Origin of the sequence: Blautia sp. aa_0143, from assembly GCF_004167315.1 — a bacterium.
GTDB lineage: Bacteria > Bacillota > Clostridia > Lachnospirales > Lachnospiraceae > Blautia_A > Blautia_A fusiformis.
In genome coordinates, this window is the sequence record NZ_RCXU01000004.1 from 89,966 (window position 1) to 106,986 (window position 17,021).

Sequence of the window (17,021 nt, forward strand, 5' to 3'; positions counted from 1 at the left end):
AAGAATGCTCTATATTACTGGAAAACAACTACTTGTTCATTATATAGCACATAGCTGACTTTCGCAATCGTTTTTGACTAATATATGCTGAATATTGGCACAAATTTTATCAATTATGACAGTTTATTTGTTTTTTCTGCCGGAATCAGAGGTAACGGATCTCTACGTGCATTTCGCCCTTTCCATCTGTCTCCATTACTGCATAGCTTGGACGGCGTCCCCGTTGTCTGGGATAAGCCAGACTTCCGGGATTTACCAGAAGCACACCTGCTTCCTTTTCAACAACCGGTACGTGGATATGTCCGAAAAAAGCCGCATTGCATCCCCTTGAGCGGGCAGCTTCTGCCAGCTGATCAAAGGCCATGGATACACCGTAGTAATGACCGTGAGTTACCAGGATCTTATTTCCCTCGACCTCGATCACATCTTCTCTCGGAAGATCCGAGAAAAAATCATTATTTCCGGACACAATACTGCAGGGACATTCTGCAAGGGCTTCGATATAAAATTCTCTGCCTTCCACATCTCCGCAATGTACCAGCATGTCAAAAGGAGCCTCCCGATTTATCGCGATCTCCAGGTTTTCATCTCTTCCGTGAGTATCGCTTACGATCAGCACCTTCATACAAGCTCTTCCTTTATAAGGCAAAGAGCTTTTCCACGATGGCTGATCCTGTTCTTTTCTTCCATGGAAAGCTCTGCGGAAGTACAGCCATATTCCGGAAGATAAAAGATCGGGTCATAGCCAAAGCCATTCTCCCCTTTTTCCTCGTAGCCGATGCGGCCTTCCATGGCAGCACGGACTGTCTTTCTTCTGCCATCCGGGAAAACTGCCGCAATAGCACATACAAAACGTGCAGTACGTTTCTCATCGGGTACACCTTCCAGACGCTGGATCAGGTTTGCGTTTTTAATATGGTAAGAAGTATCCTCACCCATATAGCGTGCGGAATAGATTCCCGGCTCTTTGTTCAGATAGTCGATCTCCAGACCGGAATCATCTGCCAGAACGATCTCGCCGGTCATTTTACTGATTGCTTCTGCCTTGATCATGGCATTTTCTTCAAAGCTTTTTCCATTTTCGTCAATATCCGCATGGATCCCAGCATCCTTCAGGGAAAGGATCTCCAGAGAAGGATCCGCAAGTATCCTTCGGATCTCCTTCATTTTATCCTCATTTCCGGTAGCAAAAATGATCTTTTTCATTCTTTAATACTTCCTTTCTTCGGCGGACGTGGTCCAAGAAACTGGTAATAGTAGGTTTTCATCATTCCGTTATAGATCTTACGGTTTTTATCTGCCTTTCGGCCGATGTCATTCTCTGCCTTGTCATAGGCAGTGATCAGATACATGGACCAGCGATCCAGCCCCTTATAGCTTTCACCGATCTCACGGTACAGTGCAGGGAGATTGGATTTTTCTTCGATCCGCTCACCATATGGCGGATTTGTCACGATAAAACCAAAGGGTTTGGAATGGCGGAGTTCACTGACCGGGCGCTGCTGGAAATGGATCAGTCTGTCCACTCCTGCCATTTTTGCGTTGGCGCGTGCTGCCTTGATGGCAGCTGCATCGATATCAAAGCCCTGGATATCGGTTTCAATATCAAGATTTACACGTTCTCTGGCTTCTTCTCTTGCATCCTCCCAGCATTCCTTCGGGATCAGATGCTCCCAGCTCTCGGCCAGAAAATGACGGTTCAGTCCCGGCGCCATATCCGCTGCCATCATTGCCGCCTCAATAGGAAAGGTGCCGCTTCCGCAGAACGGATCGACAAGAATACGATCCTTTTTCCAGGGGGTGAGCATCAAAAGAGCGCTGGCAAGAGTCTCGGTGATAGGTGCCTTGACAGTCATCTGGCGATACCCTCTCTTATGGAGGGATACTCCTGAAGTGTCGATTCCGATCAGAGCTACGTCTTTCATAAAGGCCACACGGATAGGAAATTCCGGACCGTCTTCCGGAAACCAGGAAATCCCGTAGATGCCTTTGAGACGCTCTACAATGGCTTTTTTCATAATGGACTGGATATCAGATGGACTGAAAAGCTTACTTTTGATGGAGTTTGCCTTGGCTACCCAGAATTTACCGTTTTTCGGTATGTAATTCTCCCATGGGAGAGCCTTGGTCTTTTCAAAAAGCTCATCAAAAGTCTCAGCCTTTACTTCGCCTACTTTCAGAAGCACACGTTCTGTGGTACGAAGGAATAGATTGGCGTCTGCCACACCCTGGGCATCAGCCTCAAAGGTTACTCTTCCGTCTTCCACCCTGGTCACTTCATAGCCAAGATCCAGTATTTCACGCTTCAGCACCGCCTCTGTTCCAAAATGACAGGGCGCCGTTAATTCCCACAGATTCATAAAGTGATCTCCCGTACTGTATTTCCTTCAAAATCTTTAATGGTAAAAATTCCGTTCTCAAGAATTGCATAGGTCGGCGGGTTACCCTCCTTTGGAATGGATACGGAACCTGGGTTCAGAAGGATATAATTTCCCATATTTTCTGCCTTCAGCACATGTGTATGACCGTGGATCAGAACGTCTCCGTCCATCATCGGCGGAAGATTATCCTTATTATAGATATGACCGTGTGTGGCGTACATCGTTTTTCCTTCGATGGCAAGGATACAGTAATCTGCCATAACCGGGAAGTCCAGGACCATCTGATCCACCTCTGCCTCACAGTTTCCGCGTACTGCATAGATCTGGTTTTTTCTCTCATTTAAAAGGCGGATGACTTCCTTTGGTGCGTATTCCTTCGGAAGGTCATTTCTTGGTCCGTGATAAAGCAGATCTCCCAGAAGCACCAGTCTCTCCGCCTTCTCCTTGTCATATGCTTCCAGCATTTTCCGGCAGTAATATGCCGAACCATGTACATCGGACGCAAACATATATTTCATAAGCTTTTCTCCTTGTAATTTGTATTGGTTTTTATCTCTGTTCTTTACATTATCATGATTTCCTTTAAAATACAAGATTTGTTACAGATATGCATTCGCAATCTATTTTGATATCGTCCGCTTTTTTTATCCGCGCACAAGATTTCTCCCTCTGTAGGCTGCAAATCCACCGATCACGGACCTGGTACGACAGCCCTGTCTTGCCAGGCTCCGGGCAGCCTGCATGCTGGCGCCGCCGCGGTCGCAGTAAAATATCAGCAGCTTATCTTTGGGAAAACGATATTTCTGATCCTGTTTTTTCTCAAGATATTCCTCCAGCTCTCTGTATGGAATATTTACCGCGTTCCGGACATGTCCCCTTCTGTAGGCGGCAGGATCCCGGAGATCTATGATAACAGCGTCGCTGCGCTCCACATAATAATCCAGCATTTTTGCAGAGATAGTTTCGATCTGAAACATGGAAAAAATCTCCTCTTTTTGGTATATTATATGGAAACTTCCGGGTGAATGTTCCCTTATATGTATTTAAGCGGGAAAAGCCATCTCTGACTTTTCCCGCTTTTCTTATCCTTTAATATCTGTCAGAGCCTCTGTCCTTCTCAGAATCATATTCATCGGAAATTTTGTTTCCGTAGCTGCTTTTGGAACTGTTCCTGGAAGAATTTCCAGAATTGTTCTTAGAGCTGTTTTTTCCGCAATTTCTGGAAGCACTTTCCCCGTGATTTTTTCCTGCATAATTAGACTCATTTCTGTCTGTTTCGTAATTTTTCGCCATTTGAATTACCTCCTGATGAAGTTGATTTTACGGCTTTCCGAAGCTTTCTGCCGCTTTTTATTACAGGAAATAGTATCCCAAAAAGTTTGGAGATTATTCGCCAAAATCATATTGCTTTTTTTTCCAGTTTATATTATAATCATTCTTGTAAAAAGAATTTACCCTTCAAAAATTTTTTTTACATAACCCCTTATTTAATTATTTATACTCCCCTCGAAACACCCGGTAGCTCCCCTACCGGGTGTTTCTCTATACAAAAACAAGCCGCCGGATGACGATCACAGTTGCTCCGGCAGCTTGTTTTTTTATCCGTTGATCGGATTTACATGCACCATACAGTGCTTTACATCTTTGAATTTATTCTCGATCGTATGATGTACATTTTCCGCAATATCATGTGCATCAAAAAGGGAAATATTTCCATCTGCTGCGATCTCGATATCCACATACATCTTGGATCCGAAAAGACGGGTTTTAAGAAGGTCTACTCTTCTGACGCCCGGTACCTTGAGGATCTCTCTCTTCATGAATTCCTCAGTTTTTGCATCACAGGAATGATCTACCATCTTGTCAATGGCATCCCTGAAAATGTCGATCGATGCCTTGGCGATCATAACGCAGATCACGATACTGGCGATCGGGTCCAGAATCGGGTATCCCAGTCTTGCACCGAAGATGCCGACAAACGCTCCGATAGAGGAAAGTGCATCTGAACGATGGTGCCATGCATCTGCCATCAGGGCTCCTGAATTGATCTTCTTTGCAGCACCTCTTGTATACCAGAACATCCACTCTTTTACCACAATGGATACCACTGCTGCAATCAGTGCAAGTGTTCCCGGAATGGCAATGGTTCCACCGGATGTGCTTTTTACGATATCACGGGCACCGGTAATTCCGATTCCAAGACCAGTGACAAGCAGCATTCCTGCAAGGACAATGGAAGAGACACACTCCATTCTTTCATGTCCGTACTGGTGCTCTTTGTCCGATTTCTTTGCTGAAAGACGGACACCGATGATTACGATGAAGGTGCTTCCCACATCTGATGCAGAATGAATGGCATCCGAAATCATCGCTCCTGAATGTGCCACAATACCTGCGATCAGTTTAAATACAGATAATAAAAGGTTTACCAGAATACTGATCCCGGATACCTTCATTGCTGTCTGCTGTTCCCATGAAGCTGTTTTTTCTGTATCATGTATAATTGTTTTGTTTTCTGTGTGTTCCATAAACAGAATCTCCTTTTAAATATATGATCAGGTTCTTCTTATGGCACAACATTTTCCGTGAAAAAACCGGCGGTTCCTTCACTACTCGCTGCAGTGCGATTTTCCGCCGGTGTTCTTTCTTTTCTGTATAGGGATATCCCAGCTTCTACCTTCTGTTCCATCCATATTTTGCAGTAAAAAAGACATACCTGCGAAACATACACTGTCCCGCAGATATGTCTGAAAGCAAAGTCACATTCTGCTTCACCTCATATTCCGTGAATGCAGGTTCTTTGCAATTACGTTTAAATCCATATCCGCTGCCGCTTCCTGCGGCCCGGCCCCATGCCTTCGATAAATATTTTCGATTCCGAAAAGCATCGCCTGCTCAGTTTGTACTGTTGATCTCGCATCCTGTTCGAATGTAATGCAGTGCAAAGAGAATTTTTACAGTCTTACGGGTCTCCCGCTCAACTTCTCAGAAAGGATACACCATGAACCTTATGTTAGTCAAGCCAAAGTTTTTTATTTTACAGGTAGATATCTTCAACTTTCTGTTTATTCCATGTCTGGAAACATGCTTCGCACTGCACAGTTCTATATCAAACAATAGATCCTCAGTTGTTTGTCAAAAAACCGGGAGCGGATAAATCCGCTCCCGGTTAAGTCTACGATCTGTATTCAGTTGGAATGACTGATTATGCCTGCGGGCCGGCTGCAACGAGTGCTTTACCAGCTGCATTTCCTTCATATTTAGCAAAGTTCTTAACGAATCTTGCAGCAAGATCTTTAGCCTTTGTCTCCCACTCTGCAGCATCTGCATATGTGTCACGTGGGTCAAGGATTGCAGGATCTACGCCCGGAAGCTCTGTCGGAACCTCGAAGTTGAAGAATGGGATCTTCTTTGTCGGAGCTTTAAGGATAGATCCGTCAAGGATAGCATCGATGATACCACGAGTATCTTTGATGGAGATACGTTTTCCAGTTCCATTCCATCCTGTGTTAACGAGGTATGCTTTCGCACCGCTCTTCTCCATTCTCTTAACGAGCTCCTCAGCATATTTTGTCGGATGAAGCTCAAGGAATGCCTGTCCGAAGCATGCGGAGAATGTAGGAGTAGGCTCTGTGATTCCACGCTCTGTACCAGCAAGTTTAGCTGTGAATCCGGAAAGGAAGTAGTACTGTGTCTGCTCCGGTGTCAGGATAGATACTGGAGGAAGTACGCCGAATGCATCTGCGGACAGGAAGATAACCTCTTTCGCTGCCGGTGCAGAAGATACAGGGCGAACAATGTTCTCGATGTGGTTGATCGGGTAAGAAACACGTGTGTTCTCTGTTACGCTCTTGTCAGCGAAGTCGATCTTGCCCTCAGCATCAAGTGTTACGTTCTCAAGAAGAGCGTTTCTCTTGATCGCATTGTAGATGTCCGGCTCAGACTCTTTGTCAAGGTTGATAACCTTAGCGTAGCATCCACCCTCGAAGTTGAATACTCCGTTGTCATCCCAGCCATGCTCGTCATCACCGATCAGAAGACGCTTAGGATCTGTGGAAAGTGTTGTCTTACCTGTTCCGGAAAGACCGAAGAAGATAGCTGTGTTCTCTCCATTAAGGTCTGTGTTTGCAGAGCAGTGCATGGAAGCGATGCCCTTAAGCGGCAGATAGTAGTTCATCATGGAGAACATACCTTTCTTCATCTCTCCGCCGTACCATGTATTAACGATAACCTGCTCACGGCTTGTAATGTTGAACATTACAGCTGTCTCAGAGTTAAGTCCTAATTCTTTGTAGTTCTCAACTTTAGCCTTGGATGCGTTGTAAACAACGAAATCCGGCTCAAAGTTCTCAAGCTCCTCAGCTGTCGGCTGAATGAACATGTTTGTTACGAAGTGTGCCTGCCATGCAACCTCAACGATGAAACGGATAGCCATACGTGTGTCTTTGTTAGCTCCGCAGAATGCATCTACTACGAAAAGTTTCTTGTTGGAAAGCTCCTTCTTGGCAAGATCTTTAACTGCATTCCATGCTTCCTGAGTTGCCGGATGGTTATCGTTCTTGTACTCATCGGATGTCCACCAAACTGTGTCCTTGGAGTTCTCATCCATAACGATATATTTGTCTTTAGGGGAACGTCCTGTGTAGATACCTGTCATTACATTGACAGCACCAAGCTCACTGACCTGACCCTTCTCAAATCCTTCAAGCTCCGGTTTGGTCTCTTCCTCAAATAATGTCTCGTAGGAAGGATTGTACACGATCTCAGTTGTTCCGGTAATACCATACTTTGTTAAATCGATTTTTGCCATCTTAACATTTACCTCTCTTCTTTAATAGTAATTATGATAGCCACCTACTGCTGCAGGTTTTTGTCATCCTGCCATAGGAATTGGTCATTCCAACATCCCTATCCACAATTATACATAAATTGTACGTAAAAGCAACCAAAAAAATTCATTTTCCGCAAAAAAATGATAAATCTTTAACAGTGACGTTTTGGTACTGTCAGATTTTACTCCATCTATACTTGACTTTTTCAGAATAATGGCTACAATATATCTGATTATAGTTATTATATATATTTATAATAGTAACTATATGATTTTAATATATAGAAAGAAGTGATTTCTGTGTCAGATATTCCGGTTAAACGTAATCATATGAAAATCCCCTGGCACAACTACGTAAGCGCCAGGAACAGCCAGCCCATTACCGAAGCTTCTCTTTCCGAAAAAGCTTCCCTGATCGGCCGTACAGGCATGATGCTTCTCTCCTGCGGGACCGGTGCCTGGCGGGTACGGAGTTCCATGAATACCTTGTCAGAAGCACTTGGTATCACCTGCTCCGCAGATATCGGACTGATGTCCATAAGCTACACCTGCTTTGACGGTGAGAGCAGTTTTTCCCATGCACTTAGTCTGACTACCACCGGCGTAAATACTTCCAGGCTGAACAGGCTGGAACATTTTGTCAGTGATTTTCCTGCGGAGGGTATCCATATGAGCGGTGAAGCACTGCACAGTCAGTTAGATGAGATCGAGCGGATCCACGGGCTTTATTCCCCTGCCGCCCTGGGACTGGCTTCTGCACTGGCCTGTGGTGCATTTACTTTTCTTCTGGGCGGTGGCCCGCTGGAAATGATCCTGGCTTTTGCAGGCGCAGGCATCGGAAACGCCATCCGCTGCAAGCTTGGCAAGCATCATTTTACTCTGTTTATGTGCATTGCAGTTTCTGTTTCCTCCGCCTGTCTTGTATATGCAGGCTTCCTGAAGCTGGCAGAGCTTCTGTTCCACATTTCCGTCCAGCATGAGGCCGGGTACATCTGTTCCATGCTGTTTATCATTCCGGGCTTTCCGTTTATCACAAGCGGGATCGACCTTGCCAAGCTGGATATGCGTTCCGGTCTGGAACGACTGGCCTACGCCATTATTGTTGTAATGGTGGCTGCTGTCTCTGCCTGGCTGATGGCACTGCTTCTTCATCTGAAGCCTGTGGATTTCCTGCCTCTGGAGCTTTCGGCAGCTCAGAGGATCCTGTTCCGGCTTCTGGCAAGCTTCTGCGGGGTATTCGGCTTTTCGGTCATGTTCAACAGCCCTGTCCGTCTAGCCGCAGCTGCCGCATTCATCGGCGCACTGTCCAACACTTTACGTCTGGAGCTTGTTGATCTTGCCGGTTTCCCACCTGCTGCCGCGGCTTTTTTCGGAGCACTGACAGCCGGACTTCTGGCCTCCCTCATCAAAACCAAAGTGGGATATCCCAGGATTTCCATTACCGTACCATCCATTGTGATCATGGTTCCCGGACTTTATCTCTACCGGGCGATCTACAATCTGGGGATCATGTCCCTGAATGTTTCCGCCTCCTGGTTTGCAGCTGCGATCCTGATCATCGTTGCTCTTCCTCTGGGCCTTATTTTCGCCAGGATCCTTACGGACAAAATGTTCCGCTACTGCACCTGACGGGCATACAAAAAGGACTGCTTTCTGTAGCTTCCGGTCATCAGCTATCCTTCTGATAACCGGAGCAATACAAAAGCAGTCCTTTTTTGTACATTCTATTTCATTACGATCTCATCAGCGATCCCGATCATTTTTTCCAGGCGGTCCGCAAATTTATGGATGGGGAGAAAAACGCCCAGTCCGTCATAACGTTTTCCACCATCCTCCACAGAATCCTGCCCATAATACACAAAAGCTCTTGGAAGCTTCTTCTGAATTGCCATCATGATATCCCATACAGCCGCATAGGCCTGTGCCTCCGTTTCCTTTTCCCTTACGCTGTCCGGAAGCTCATACACCAGCAACACACCGATATGTTCGCCCATTTTGTACTCTTCTACTTCCATGGTAGCTTCATCATAGGCATGTCGCTTCCGGTAGCCATACGCCAAATACATCTTTACACCCTGCTTCTCCCTGTATATCCTGCGGAACCGGTCGTAATCCCTGTCACTTACATGAATTCCCTTTTCCCGCAGAAAATTTCCTTTTTCATCTGTGAGAAACACCGGATTCTCCTGTCCATCTGCATTGAACCTGAACGGTGCCAGAAAAGAATTTCGCAGAAGATCAAACATACTGTTCTGGCAGATTGCCATAAGGAGAGCTGTCAGATCACGGTTTTTATATGCGTCCAGCAATGCATAGGCGAATTTTTCCGGAGGAAGATATCCGCATTCTATGTCTGTATCCGCATCCATGGATTCATAGAAGGTCTCCGTCAGCCGTCTGCACGCCTCCGGATCCTTCAGGATCTTTTCAAATAAAAGCTCCGCCTTTTCCTCTCTTGGGAATAATGTGCTGTTTTCCACAATTCCTCACCCTTTCTAATCTCTATGTTTACTGGAAAACATCAGAATAAAGCTGATCAGAAGCAAAACATCCGATACCCAGATTGCCGGGATCCCCAGCCTCATGGACAGATTTCCTCCGCCGCCGGCTCCAATGGCAAAAAAGAAAATTATCCCGAAATAATAAAGAGCCTGCTTCAGCTGTTCCGGACGTTTTTCACGACAATACACGGACAACGCCGCCGTGCCGCTTCGTAAATTTCCGATGCACATGGTGCTTGCATAGGAATAACCGCCCACCTTCCGGAAGGTCTGTACCTGCATGGCGCAGGAAAAGGATACCAGTACGGTTGCCAGCATATCCAATTCTCCCGGCATAAATCCCACCGCAAAAAGGATCAGGATCTCGATCAGCAGGATCATCTGCCTCCAGTGAAGTTTTTTTGCATATTTAAAGGTACTCTGGATCCGCTCCGCCGCTACAACACCAATGGCAAAGGCTAAAATAGGAAACAGATACCTTAAACCGTCTCCCCACTGTCCTGTCATAAAATTTTGGCTCATCAGAACCACGTTGCCTGTCTGGGCGTTGGAAAACACCTCATCTCTTGTAAAGTATGTGTAGGCATCCTGAAATCCGCCGGACATTGCCAGAAATACACTTGTGATAAAAGCTTCTGACATCTGCCGGTCTGCGCTCTGCAGCTTTCTGCCTCCTGAAACCACTCTAAATCACTCCTGTCATTGATTTTTTTCCTCGGGTGTATTATAGTTTGCTCAGAAGCAAATGTAAAAAGTATTATTAATATCGTAAACATATTAAAATCATATCACAGGATGGAGACAATATATGATCACTTACGACTACTACCGGATCTTTTATTATGTAGCCCAGTATAAGAGCTTTACCAAGGCAGCAAGAGCTCTTCACAACAATCAGCCAAATATCACCCGCTGTATGAACAACCTGGAGCAGGAGCTGAAATGTACGCTCTTTCTCCGCTCCAACAAGGGAATCGCACTTACACCGGAAGGCCGCCAGCTTTATGAACACGTTGCCCTGGCTTTTGAGCAGCTGTCCATCGGCGAAGAGGAGATCCGCCAGAACGGAGAGCTGGAGCATGGCCTGGTTTCCATCGGCGCCAGCGAAAATGCCCTGCGTCTGATCCTTCTGGAAAAGCTGGAGCTGTTCCGCGAGCAATATCCCCATGTTCGCCTGCGCCTCTTTAACCATTCTACTCCACAGGCTGTACAGGCACTGAAAAATTATGCGGTGGATTTCGCTATTGTCACCACTCCGATCTCCATCCGCAAGCCTTTACAGAAAAAAAGTCTCCTGCGTTACCGGGAGATCCTTGCATGCGGAAGCAAATATAAGGATCTGGCTACTGCCCCTATCAGCATCCATGAGCTTCAGGATCTGCCCTTTGTAGGTCTTGCGGAAGGGACCAGCACCAGAGAAATGTATATGAATTACTTTATGGAAAACCGTGTTTCTTTTCATCCTGACATCGAGGCAGCAACTACAGACCAGGTCCTTCCCATGATCGTCCACAATCTGGGAATCGGCTTTTACCCCGAGCCCCTTGCCCGGGAAGTGATCAATGACGGGAAGATTTTTGCCCTTCAGCTTAAAGAACCGCTCCCTCAGAGAGAGGTCTGCTTAGTCACAAACAGCAGTACTGCCATGAGTACTGCTGTCAAAAAAGCTATTGAATTTATTGTGTAAATCCCTGAGGCGGATCAGCCATTTACATTTATTGTTCCACTGTCCGCTCAATATGCATGGCAAGATAACCAATCTCGATAGGGTCCAGCTTTTTCCCAAGGCTTTTGCCCAGACTCTCGCAGACATCCTCTGCGATCCTGTAGGATTCCGGATATTTTTCTTCTATATATTCATTCATATCCAGCTTCAGTGTCTCCCCTGTGGAGACACGGGCTACCATATATTTGATATGGTTCATCATACGGTTGTAGGACAGGGAGATCACATCGATCTTTCTTCCTGTGGCCATCTCGATCATGGCGATGCATTCCCGTACCGTTCTTGCTGTCTGCATGGCAACAGACACCTTTTCATCTCCAAGCGCTGAGTGAATATGAAGTGCCACATATCCCACCTCATGCTCGTCGATCTCAATATCCATCCTCTCCTTCAGGATCTTCTTCAATACCTCCGCCACCTTGAATTCACTGTAAAAAAGCACCTTGATATCATCCGTCAGGGGATTGCTGATCTGCTCATGATTCCGGATACGTCCCACTGCAAAGGAAATATGATCAGCAAGGGGAAACAGGATCCTTCTGTCTATGGTATCCCCAAAGGTCTTCTCAGCTTCTCTCAATATCTCATCTGCAATCTCCAGAAATTCCGGTGCTACGCTCTTTGCCAGTTCTTTTGCTGAGCCACGTTCTGTCTCCTGAGCCAGCCTGTAAATGGTACAGTCTGCCGGAGCCTCAAAACGCTGGCTGACCTTCTTTCCAAATCCCACACCTTTTCCCAGAAGTACATATTCCTGGTTTTCTTCCATATTTATGGCAATGATGCCGTTATTGTTCAATACCTTGCTCACTCTGTACATCTTTTTCCCCACCATTTTTATATATCCTGCTGCTTTTCCACATTCCACCACTGTCTGCCCCGGATTTTCAGTCGACATTTTTATCTGCAGCTGTTGATTTTCTTTATCGTAACAGAATCTTTCTTTTGTGTAAAGCCCTTCTGACAGACAGTTATTTTCTTCGCCACAGGAAAAGCGCGCCCGGGCATTAGGCGCGCTTTTCACAAAACCAATCTTCTATATTATTGCTGAAAAATTCCCTATTCTTCCACAGTCTCTACTGCGAACAGCGGCTCTCCTGCCTTGATCTCTCCATTGGCAAGAAGGCGTACTCTCTGATTATCCTCGATCTCTGTGCAAAGGATCGGAGAACATAAGGACGGAGCGTTTTCTATAAGATACGGGATGTCAATCTTCATCAACGGCTCGCCTTTTTTTACATGCTGTCCCTGCTCTACCAGGATCTCGAAGCCTTTTCCTTCCAGCTTTACAGTATCAATGCCGATATGGAGGAGCATAGGAAGATCTGTATCTGTCTGGAATCCGATGGCATGCTTTGTGTCAAAAATAAACTCTACCTCGCCGTCTTCCGGAGCACAGATCACCGGGTCCTTCGGTGTGACTACAGCACCCTCTCCCATCATTCCTTCCGCAAAGCCTTCATCCGGCGCTGTGGAAAGGTCTGCGGCGATACCGGTTACCGGGCTGTAGACAATCGCTGTTCTGAGAACCTTTTTCTCTGGCTGCGTGCTGGCTTCGGATGTCGGAGCTGTGTTCTGAGTAGCCTCACCTGTACTTTCTGCTGTACGCTCTGTATCAGACTGAGCCTGATTTTCCGCATTGTCTGTTTCTTTCTCATTTGCACCTTCAAAATATTCATTCGGCGCTGTCTCCAGATAATCCTCCAGCTTGGATTTGATCACAGTTACCTGCGGACCGTAGATGATCTGGACACCCTGGCCTTTTTTCACGATTCCTCTGGAACCTGTTGTTTTCAAAATATCGTCGTTGACTCTTGCTGCGTCATGGACGGTGATACGGAGTCTTGTTGCACAGCAGTCCACATCACTGATGTTTTTCTTTCCTCCAAGGCCGGCTGTGATGGCTTCGCTTACCGGGTCTGCAGATGTACTTCCTGCTGCTTCACCGGCTTTTCCGGCTTCTTTTCTTGCGTTTACATCTGCTTTTGTATAAAGCTTTGTTTCTGTGTCGTCATCCTCACGTCCCGGAGTCTTAAAGTTGAACTTTTTGATCAGGAAGGTGAAAATCACATAATAGAGAATAAAGTAAATGATACCTACCGGGATAATCCTGAACCAGCTTGTCTTTGCATTTCCCTGAAGGATTCCGAACAGGAACAGATCCAGGAAACCGCCGGAGAAGGTAAGTCCTACTGCAATGTTCAGCATATGTGCGATCATATAAGCCGCGCCTGCAAGAACAACCTGTACTGCAAACAATGCAGGAGCTACAAACAGGAAGGAGAACTCCAGTGGCTCTGTGATTCCTGTAAGCATACATGCAAGGGCTGCTGAAAGAAGAAGTCCGCCTGCTGCTTTTTTCTTCTCAGGCTTTGCACAGCGGTACATGGCAAGAGCAGCTCCCGGAAGACCGAAGATCATGAAAATGAACTCTCCGGAAAAATATCTTGTTGCATCAGCACTGAAATGCGCTACATTTGCGGAATCTGCAAGCTGGGCGAAAAAGATGTTCTGTCCGCCCTGTACCATCTGGCCTGCAACCTCCATAGTCCCGCCAACGGCTGTCTGCCAGAATGGCATATAAAATACGTGATGAAGTCCGAATGGGATCAGCGCGCGTTTGATAATACCGAAGATCAGGGTTCCGACATAGCCGCTGCCTGTTACAAGACCGCCCAGAGCATAAATACCGTTCTGGACTGCCGGCCATACGAAATACATCAGGATTCCCACAAACATATATACAATGGTGGAAATGATGGGCACAAATCTGGAACCACCGAAGAAGGAAAGTGCGTTTGGAAGCACGATCTTATGAAAACGGTTGTGCAGAGCCGCAACACCAAGGCCGACGATAATACCGCCAAACACACCCATCTGCAAAGACTGAATGCCGCAGACAGAAGTTACAGTACCTTCCAGAACGCTTTTTGCGATCTGTCCGTCTGCTGTGATCTTGTCATTTACTACCAGCATACCGTTGATGGCTACGTTCATAACGAAGTAAGCGATCAGTGCGGAAAGAGCTGCTACCTCTTTCTCTTTTTTTGCCATACCGATGGCCACACCTACTGCAAAGATCAAAGGCAGGTTATCAAATACCGCACTTCCGACTTTGTTCATGATGACTAGGAGTGCATTTAAGATGGTTCCGTCTCCCAGAATCTTCTGAAGTCCATAGGTTGCAATGGTCGTTTCATTTGTGAAGGAACTGCCGAATCCAAGAAGCAGGCCTGCCACAGGAAGGATTGCGATGGGGAGCATAAAGGAACGTCCCACACGCTGCAAAACTCCGAAAATTTTGTCTTTCATGTTCTCTCTCCTTTTCTTTCGACGTTTTGGAGCGGGAATCTTTTAAGTGGGCAACAAAAAAAGACACCAACCCCCATAAACGTCAAATAAAAATAATAACATTTATGACTGGTTAATGCCTGCTTATCAGTTACACACCAAATCTGAAATACACTATACGGGTTTTGTTCTTCTGTGTCAAGGAGTAATTTGATTTTTTCCAAAAAATATCTCCTCATATCACTATCCGCTCCGTTGCCAACAATCTCTTGCGGAATATTTCCTGTGAACAGCAGCCATATAGTTCCTGTTCTCAGAAAGTATACAGAAACGAAACAGGCCAGAAATTCACTTATCTTGACTTTATTCTCACTTATGATAAGATGAACATAGAATGTCCGGCAGCAATATTTTTTGCTCAGACAACACTATACATTTCATAAAAACGGAGGTACTTTTCCGATGAATACCATCAAGAAATTCATCCACTACTACGGCCCGTACAAAGCGGTCTTTTTTATTGACCTGATCTGTGCAGCCGTTATCAGTCTGGTAGATCTTGCTTATCCCCAGATTCTTCGTACTATGACAAAAACTCTCTTTACACAGGATAAGGATATTATTCTTCATGCCCTCCCTGTGATTGCAGCTTCTCTTTTTGTTATGTACATTGTGCAGAGTCTCTGCAAATATTATGTAACCTGTCAGGGACATATGATGGGTGCAAAGATGGAACGTGATATGCGCCGGGAGCTTTTTGACCATTACCAGGAGCTGTCTTTTTCCTATTACAGCAGGAATAATTCCGGTCAGATGATGAGCAAGCTGGTCAGTGACCTTTTTGACATTTCCGAGTTTGCACATCATGGTCCTGAGAATCTTTTTATCTCTCTGGTAAAGATCGTCGGTGCTTTTATCTTCCTGGTCTTCATCAACAAGAAGCTTGCACTGCCGCTGATCCTCCTGGTGATCGTAATGTTTGTGTTTTCCTTCCGCCAGAATGCAAAAATGCAGGAAACCTTCATGGAAAACCGTCGTAAGATCGGAGATGTAAATGCCAGCCTTCAGGATACGCTTTCCGGAATCCGCGTGGTGCAGTCCTTCGCAAACGAGGACATCGAACGTGTCAAATTTAAGAAAAGCAATGAAGCGTTCCTTGTTTCCAAAAGAGATAATTATCACTGCATGGGAAGCTTCATGAGTTCCAATCTTTTCTTCCAGGGCATGATGTACCTGGTAACTCTTGTTTACGGCGGCTATCTGATTGCTCAGGGTGAAATGCAGACTGCAGATCTTGCCATGTATGCCCTGTATATCGGAATCTTTATCAGCCCCATCCAGATCCTGGTGGAACTTGTGGAAATGATGCAGAAGGGTCTTTCCGGTTTCCGCCGTTTCCTGGATGTGATGGAAACAGAATCCGAGATCAGGGATGCAGACAACGCTGCGGAGCTTACGGACGTGAAAGGACATGTGCGTTACGACCATGTTTCTTTTCATTACAACGATGATGAAACTCCTGTGCTTTCCGATATCTCTATTGATATCCCGGCAGGAAAATCCATTGCCCTGGTGGGACCTTCCGGAAGCGGAAAAACCACGATCTGCTCTCTCCTGCCCAGATTTTATGATGTGACCGGCGGTTCCATTACTGTAGACGGAAAGGATATCCGCGGGCTGACTCTTAAGAGCCTTCGAAGCCAGATCGGTATGGTACAGCAGGATGTCTATCTTTTTGATGGAACCATCAAGGATAATATTGCCTACGGAAAGCCCGGAGCTTCCGATGAAGAGATCATCAAAGCCGCCAAATGTGCGAGTATCCATGACTTTATCATGGAGCTTCCGGATAAATACGACACTTATGTCGGAGAACGTGGCACACGCCTTTCCGGCGGACAGAAGCAGCGGATTTCCATTGCACGTGTATTCCTTAAGAATCCTCCGATCCTGATCCTGGATGAGGCCACCAGCGCTCTGGATAACGAAAGCGAACGTTGGATTCAGAAGAGTCTGGAGGAACTTTCAAAAAATCGTACTACCATTACGATCGCGCACCGGCTTTCTACGATCCGTGATGCGGATGAGATCATTGTGATCACGGAGGAGGGTATCGCCGAAAGAGGCACTCATGCTGAACTGCTTGAGAAGAATGGATTGTATGCTGCATATTACAATATGTAGAAAGATACGAGGGAGGCGCTTCGCTGTCCCACTGAGATTTTTATAGGGCAAAATAAAAGGCTGCTGTATACCTTATCAATAGTGATATAGATATATAGCAGTCTTTTTAT

General features: G+C 45.9%; 15 protein-coding genes and 1 riboswitch. Of the genes, 3 read left to right on the forward strand and 12 right to left on the reverse strand.

Going from position 1 to position 17,021, the window contains the following annotated elements:
* Nucleotides 1–145 precede the first annotated feature (145 nt).
* The 8 genes from EAI83_RS02985 to pckA form a co-directional block, all read right to left on the reverse strand.
* Nucleotides 146–625 carry a metallophosphoesterase family protein gene (locus EAI83_RS02985; protein WP_021650292.1) on the reverse strand — a complete coding sequence of 160 codons (480 nt, stop codon included), beginning with the start codon at nucleotides 623–625 and terminating at the stop codon, nucleotides 146–148.
* A complete protein-coding gene (locus tag EAI83_RS02990; RefSeq protein WP_015526017.1) occupies nucleotides 622–1,206 on the reverse strand; it encodes an XTP/dITP diphosphatase in 585 nt (194 codons plus the stop codon). Before EAI83_RS02990 ends, EAI83_RS02985 begins: the two co-directional genes overlap by 4 nt.
* The gene (locus EAI83_RS02995) at nucleotides 1,203–2,360 is read right to left on the reverse strand and encodes a THUMP domain-containing class I SAM-dependent RNA methyltransferase (RefSeq protein WP_021650290.1); all 1,158 of its coding nucleotides are present in this window, start codon (nucleotides 2,358–2,360) and stop codon (nucleotides 1,203–1,205) included. Before EAI83_RS02995 ends, EAI83_RS02990 begins: the two co-directional genes overlap by 4 nt.
* Nucleotides 2,357–2,899: a phosphodiesterase gene (gene yfcE, locus EAI83_RS03000; protein WP_129974588.1), complete on the reverse strand. Its 543-nt coding sequence runs from the start codon at nucleotides 2,897–2,899 to the stop codon at nucleotides 2,357–2,359. The genes EAI83_RS02995 and yfcE overlap by 4 nt, the downstream gene beginning before the upstream one ends.
* Nucleotides 2,900–3,025: 126 nt before the next feature.
* The gene (locus EAI83_RS03005) at nucleotides 3,026–3,358 is read right to left on the reverse strand and encodes a rhodanese-like domain-containing protein (RefSeq protein ID WP_022426533.1); all 333 of its coding nucleotides are present in this window, start codon (nucleotides 3,356–3,358) and stop codon (nucleotides 3,026–3,028) included.
* 112 nt (nucleotides 3,359–3,470) lie between these two features.
* Nucleotides 3,471–3,674 (reverse strand): hypothetical protein, encoded by a 204-nt coding sequence (locus EAI83_RS03010; RefSeq protein WP_015526021.1) that lies wholly within the window; start codon nucleotides 3,672–3,674, stop codon nucleotides 3,471–3,473.
* Between the two features lie 305 nt (nucleotides 3,675–3,979).
* On the reverse strand, nucleotides 3,980–4,909 hold the full coding sequence (locus EAI83_RS03015) for a cation diffusion facilitator family transporter (protein ID WP_015526022.1): 930 nt from the start codon (nucleotides 4,907–4,909) through the stop codon (nucleotides 3,980–3,982).
* Nucleotides 4,910–5,109: 200 nt separating this feature from the next.
* A riboswitch (NiCo riboswitch) is annotated at nucleotides 5,110–5,290 on the reverse strand.
* 296 nt (nucleotides 5,291–5,586) lie between these two features.
* Nucleotides 5,587–7,191: a phosphoenolpyruvate carboxykinase (ATP) gene (gene pckA, locus EAI83_RS03020; protein WP_015526024.1), complete on the reverse strand. Its 1,605-nt coding sequence runs from the start codon at nucleotides 7,189–7,191 to the stop codon at nucleotides 5,587–5,589.
* 351 nt (nucleotides 7,192–7,542) lie between these two features.
* On the opposite strand from pckA, the gene EAI83_RS03025 reads away from it, so the two are divergent.
* Entirely contained in the window at nucleotides 7,543–8,841 is a 1,299-nt protein-coding gene (locus tag EAI83_RS03025) for a threonine/serine ThrE exporter family protein (protein WP_173722816.1), read from the forward strand.
* A 95-nt stretch (nucleotides 8,842–8,936) separates the two neighbouring features.
* On the opposite strand, the gene EAI83_RS03030 is transcribed toward EAI83_RS03025, so the two are convergent.
* Both EAI83_RS03030 and EAI83_RS03035 read right to left on the reverse strand, forming a co-directional pair.
* Nucleotides 8,937–9,692: a DUF4866 domain-containing protein gene (locus EAI83_RS03030; RefSeq protein ID WP_173722818.1), complete on the reverse strand. Its 756-nt coding sequence runs from the start codon at nucleotides 9,690–9,692 to the stop codon at nucleotides 8,937–8,939.
* A 15-nt stretch (nucleotides 9,693–9,707) separates the two neighbouring features.
* Nucleotides 9,708–10,355 (reverse strand): YoaK family protein, encoded by a 648-nt coding sequence (locus EAI83_RS03035; RefSeq protein WP_092070292.1) that lies wholly within the window; start codon nucleotides 10,353–10,355, stop codon nucleotides 9,708–9,710.
* A gap of 166 nt (nucleotides 10,356–10,521) precedes the next feature.
* Here EAI83_RS03035 and EAI83_RS03040 point away from each other — a divergent pair, with 166 nt between their 5' ends.
* Nucleotides 10,522–11,400: a LysR family transcriptional regulator gene (locus EAI83_RS03040; protein WP_129974591.1), complete on the forward strand. Its 879-nt coding sequence runs from the start codon at nucleotides 10,522–10,524 to the stop codon at nucleotides 11,398–11,400.
* A gap of 28 nt (nucleotides 11,401–11,428) precedes the next feature.
* Here EAI83_RS03040 and EAI83_RS03045 read toward each other — a convergent pair whose 3' ends face one another.
* Together EAI83_RS03045 and EAI83_RS03050 are read right to left on the reverse strand one after the other, a co-directional pair.
* On the reverse strand, nucleotides 11,429–12,256 hold the full coding sequence (locus EAI83_RS03045) for a PRD domain-containing protein (RefSeq protein WP_092070295.1): 828 nt from the start codon (nucleotides 12,254–12,256) through the stop codon (nucleotides 11,429–11,431).
* A 239-nt stretch (nucleotides 12,257–12,495) separates the two neighbouring features.
* Nucleotides 12,496–14,748 carry a PTS transporter subunit IIABC gene (locus EAI83_RS03050; protein ID WP_015526027.1) on the reverse strand — a complete coding sequence of 751 codons (2,253 nt, stop codon included), beginning with the start codon at nucleotides 14,746–14,748 and terminating at the stop codon, nucleotides 12,496–12,498.
* A gap of 441 nt (nucleotides 14,749–15,189) precedes the next feature.
* On the opposite strand from EAI83_RS03050, the gene EAI83_RS03055 reads away from it, so the two are divergent.
* Entirely contained in the window at nucleotides 15,190–16,911 is a 1,722-nt protein-coding gene (locus EAI83_RS03055; protein ID WP_114002205.1) for an ABC transporter ATP-binding protein, read from the forward strand.
* Nucleotides 16,912–17,021 lie beyond the last annotated feature (110 nt).

Coding starts and splice junctions, on each gene's coding strand:
- EAI83_RS03005 (WP_022426533.1), bottom strand. CDS start 3,358: ATGTTTCAGATCGAAACTATCTCTGCAAAAATGCTGGATTATTATGTG.
- EAI83_RS03055 (WP_114002205.1), top strand. CDS start 15,190: ATGAATACCATCAAGAAATTCATCCACTACTACGGCCCGTACAAAGCG.
- EAI83_RS03025 (WP_173722816.1), top strand. CDS start 7,543: ATGAAAATCCCCTGGCACAACTACGTAAGCGCCAGGAACAGCCAGCCC.
- EAI83_RS03010 (WP_015526021.1), bottom strand. CDS start 3,674: ATGGCGAAAAATTACGAAACAGACAGAAATGAGTCTAATTATGCAGGA.
- EAI83_RS03035 (WP_092070292.1), bottom strand. CDS start 10,355: ATGTCAGAAGCTTTTATCACAAGTGTATTTCTGGCAATGTCCGGCGGA.
- yfcE (WP_129974588.1), bottom strand. CDS start 2,899: ATGAAATATATGTTTGCGTCCGATGTACATGGTTCGGCATATTACTGC.
- EAI83_RS03040 (WP_129974591.1), top strand. CDS start 10,522: ATGATCACTTACGACTACTACCGGATCTTTTATTATGTAGCCCAGTAT.
- EAI83_RS03050 (WP_015526027.1), bottom strand. CDS start 14,748: ATGAAAGACAAAATTTTCGGAGTTTTGCAGCGTGTGGGACGTTCCTTT.
- pckA (WP_015526024.1), bottom strand. CDS start 7,191: ATGGCAAAAATCGATTTAACAAAGTATGGTATTACCGGAACAACTGAG.
- EAI83_RS03015 (WP_015526022.1), bottom strand. CDS start 4,909: ATGGAACACACAGAAAACAAAACAATTATACATGATACAGAAAAAACA.
- EAI83_RS03045 (WP_092070295.1), bottom strand. CDS start 12,256: ATGTACAGAGTGAGCAAGGTATTGAACAATAACGGCATCATTGCCATA.
- EAI83_RS02995 (WP_021650290.1), bottom strand. CDS start 2,360: ATGAATCTGTGGGAATTAACGGCGCCCTGTCATTTTGGAACAGAGGCG.
- EAI83_RS02990 (WP_015526017.1), bottom strand. CDS start 1,206: ATGAAAAAGATCATTTTTGCTACCGGAAATGAGGATAAAATGAAGGAG.
- EAI83_RS02985 (WP_021650292.1), bottom strand. CDS start 625: ATGAAGGTGCTGATCGTAAGCGATACTCACGGAAGAGATGAAAACCTG.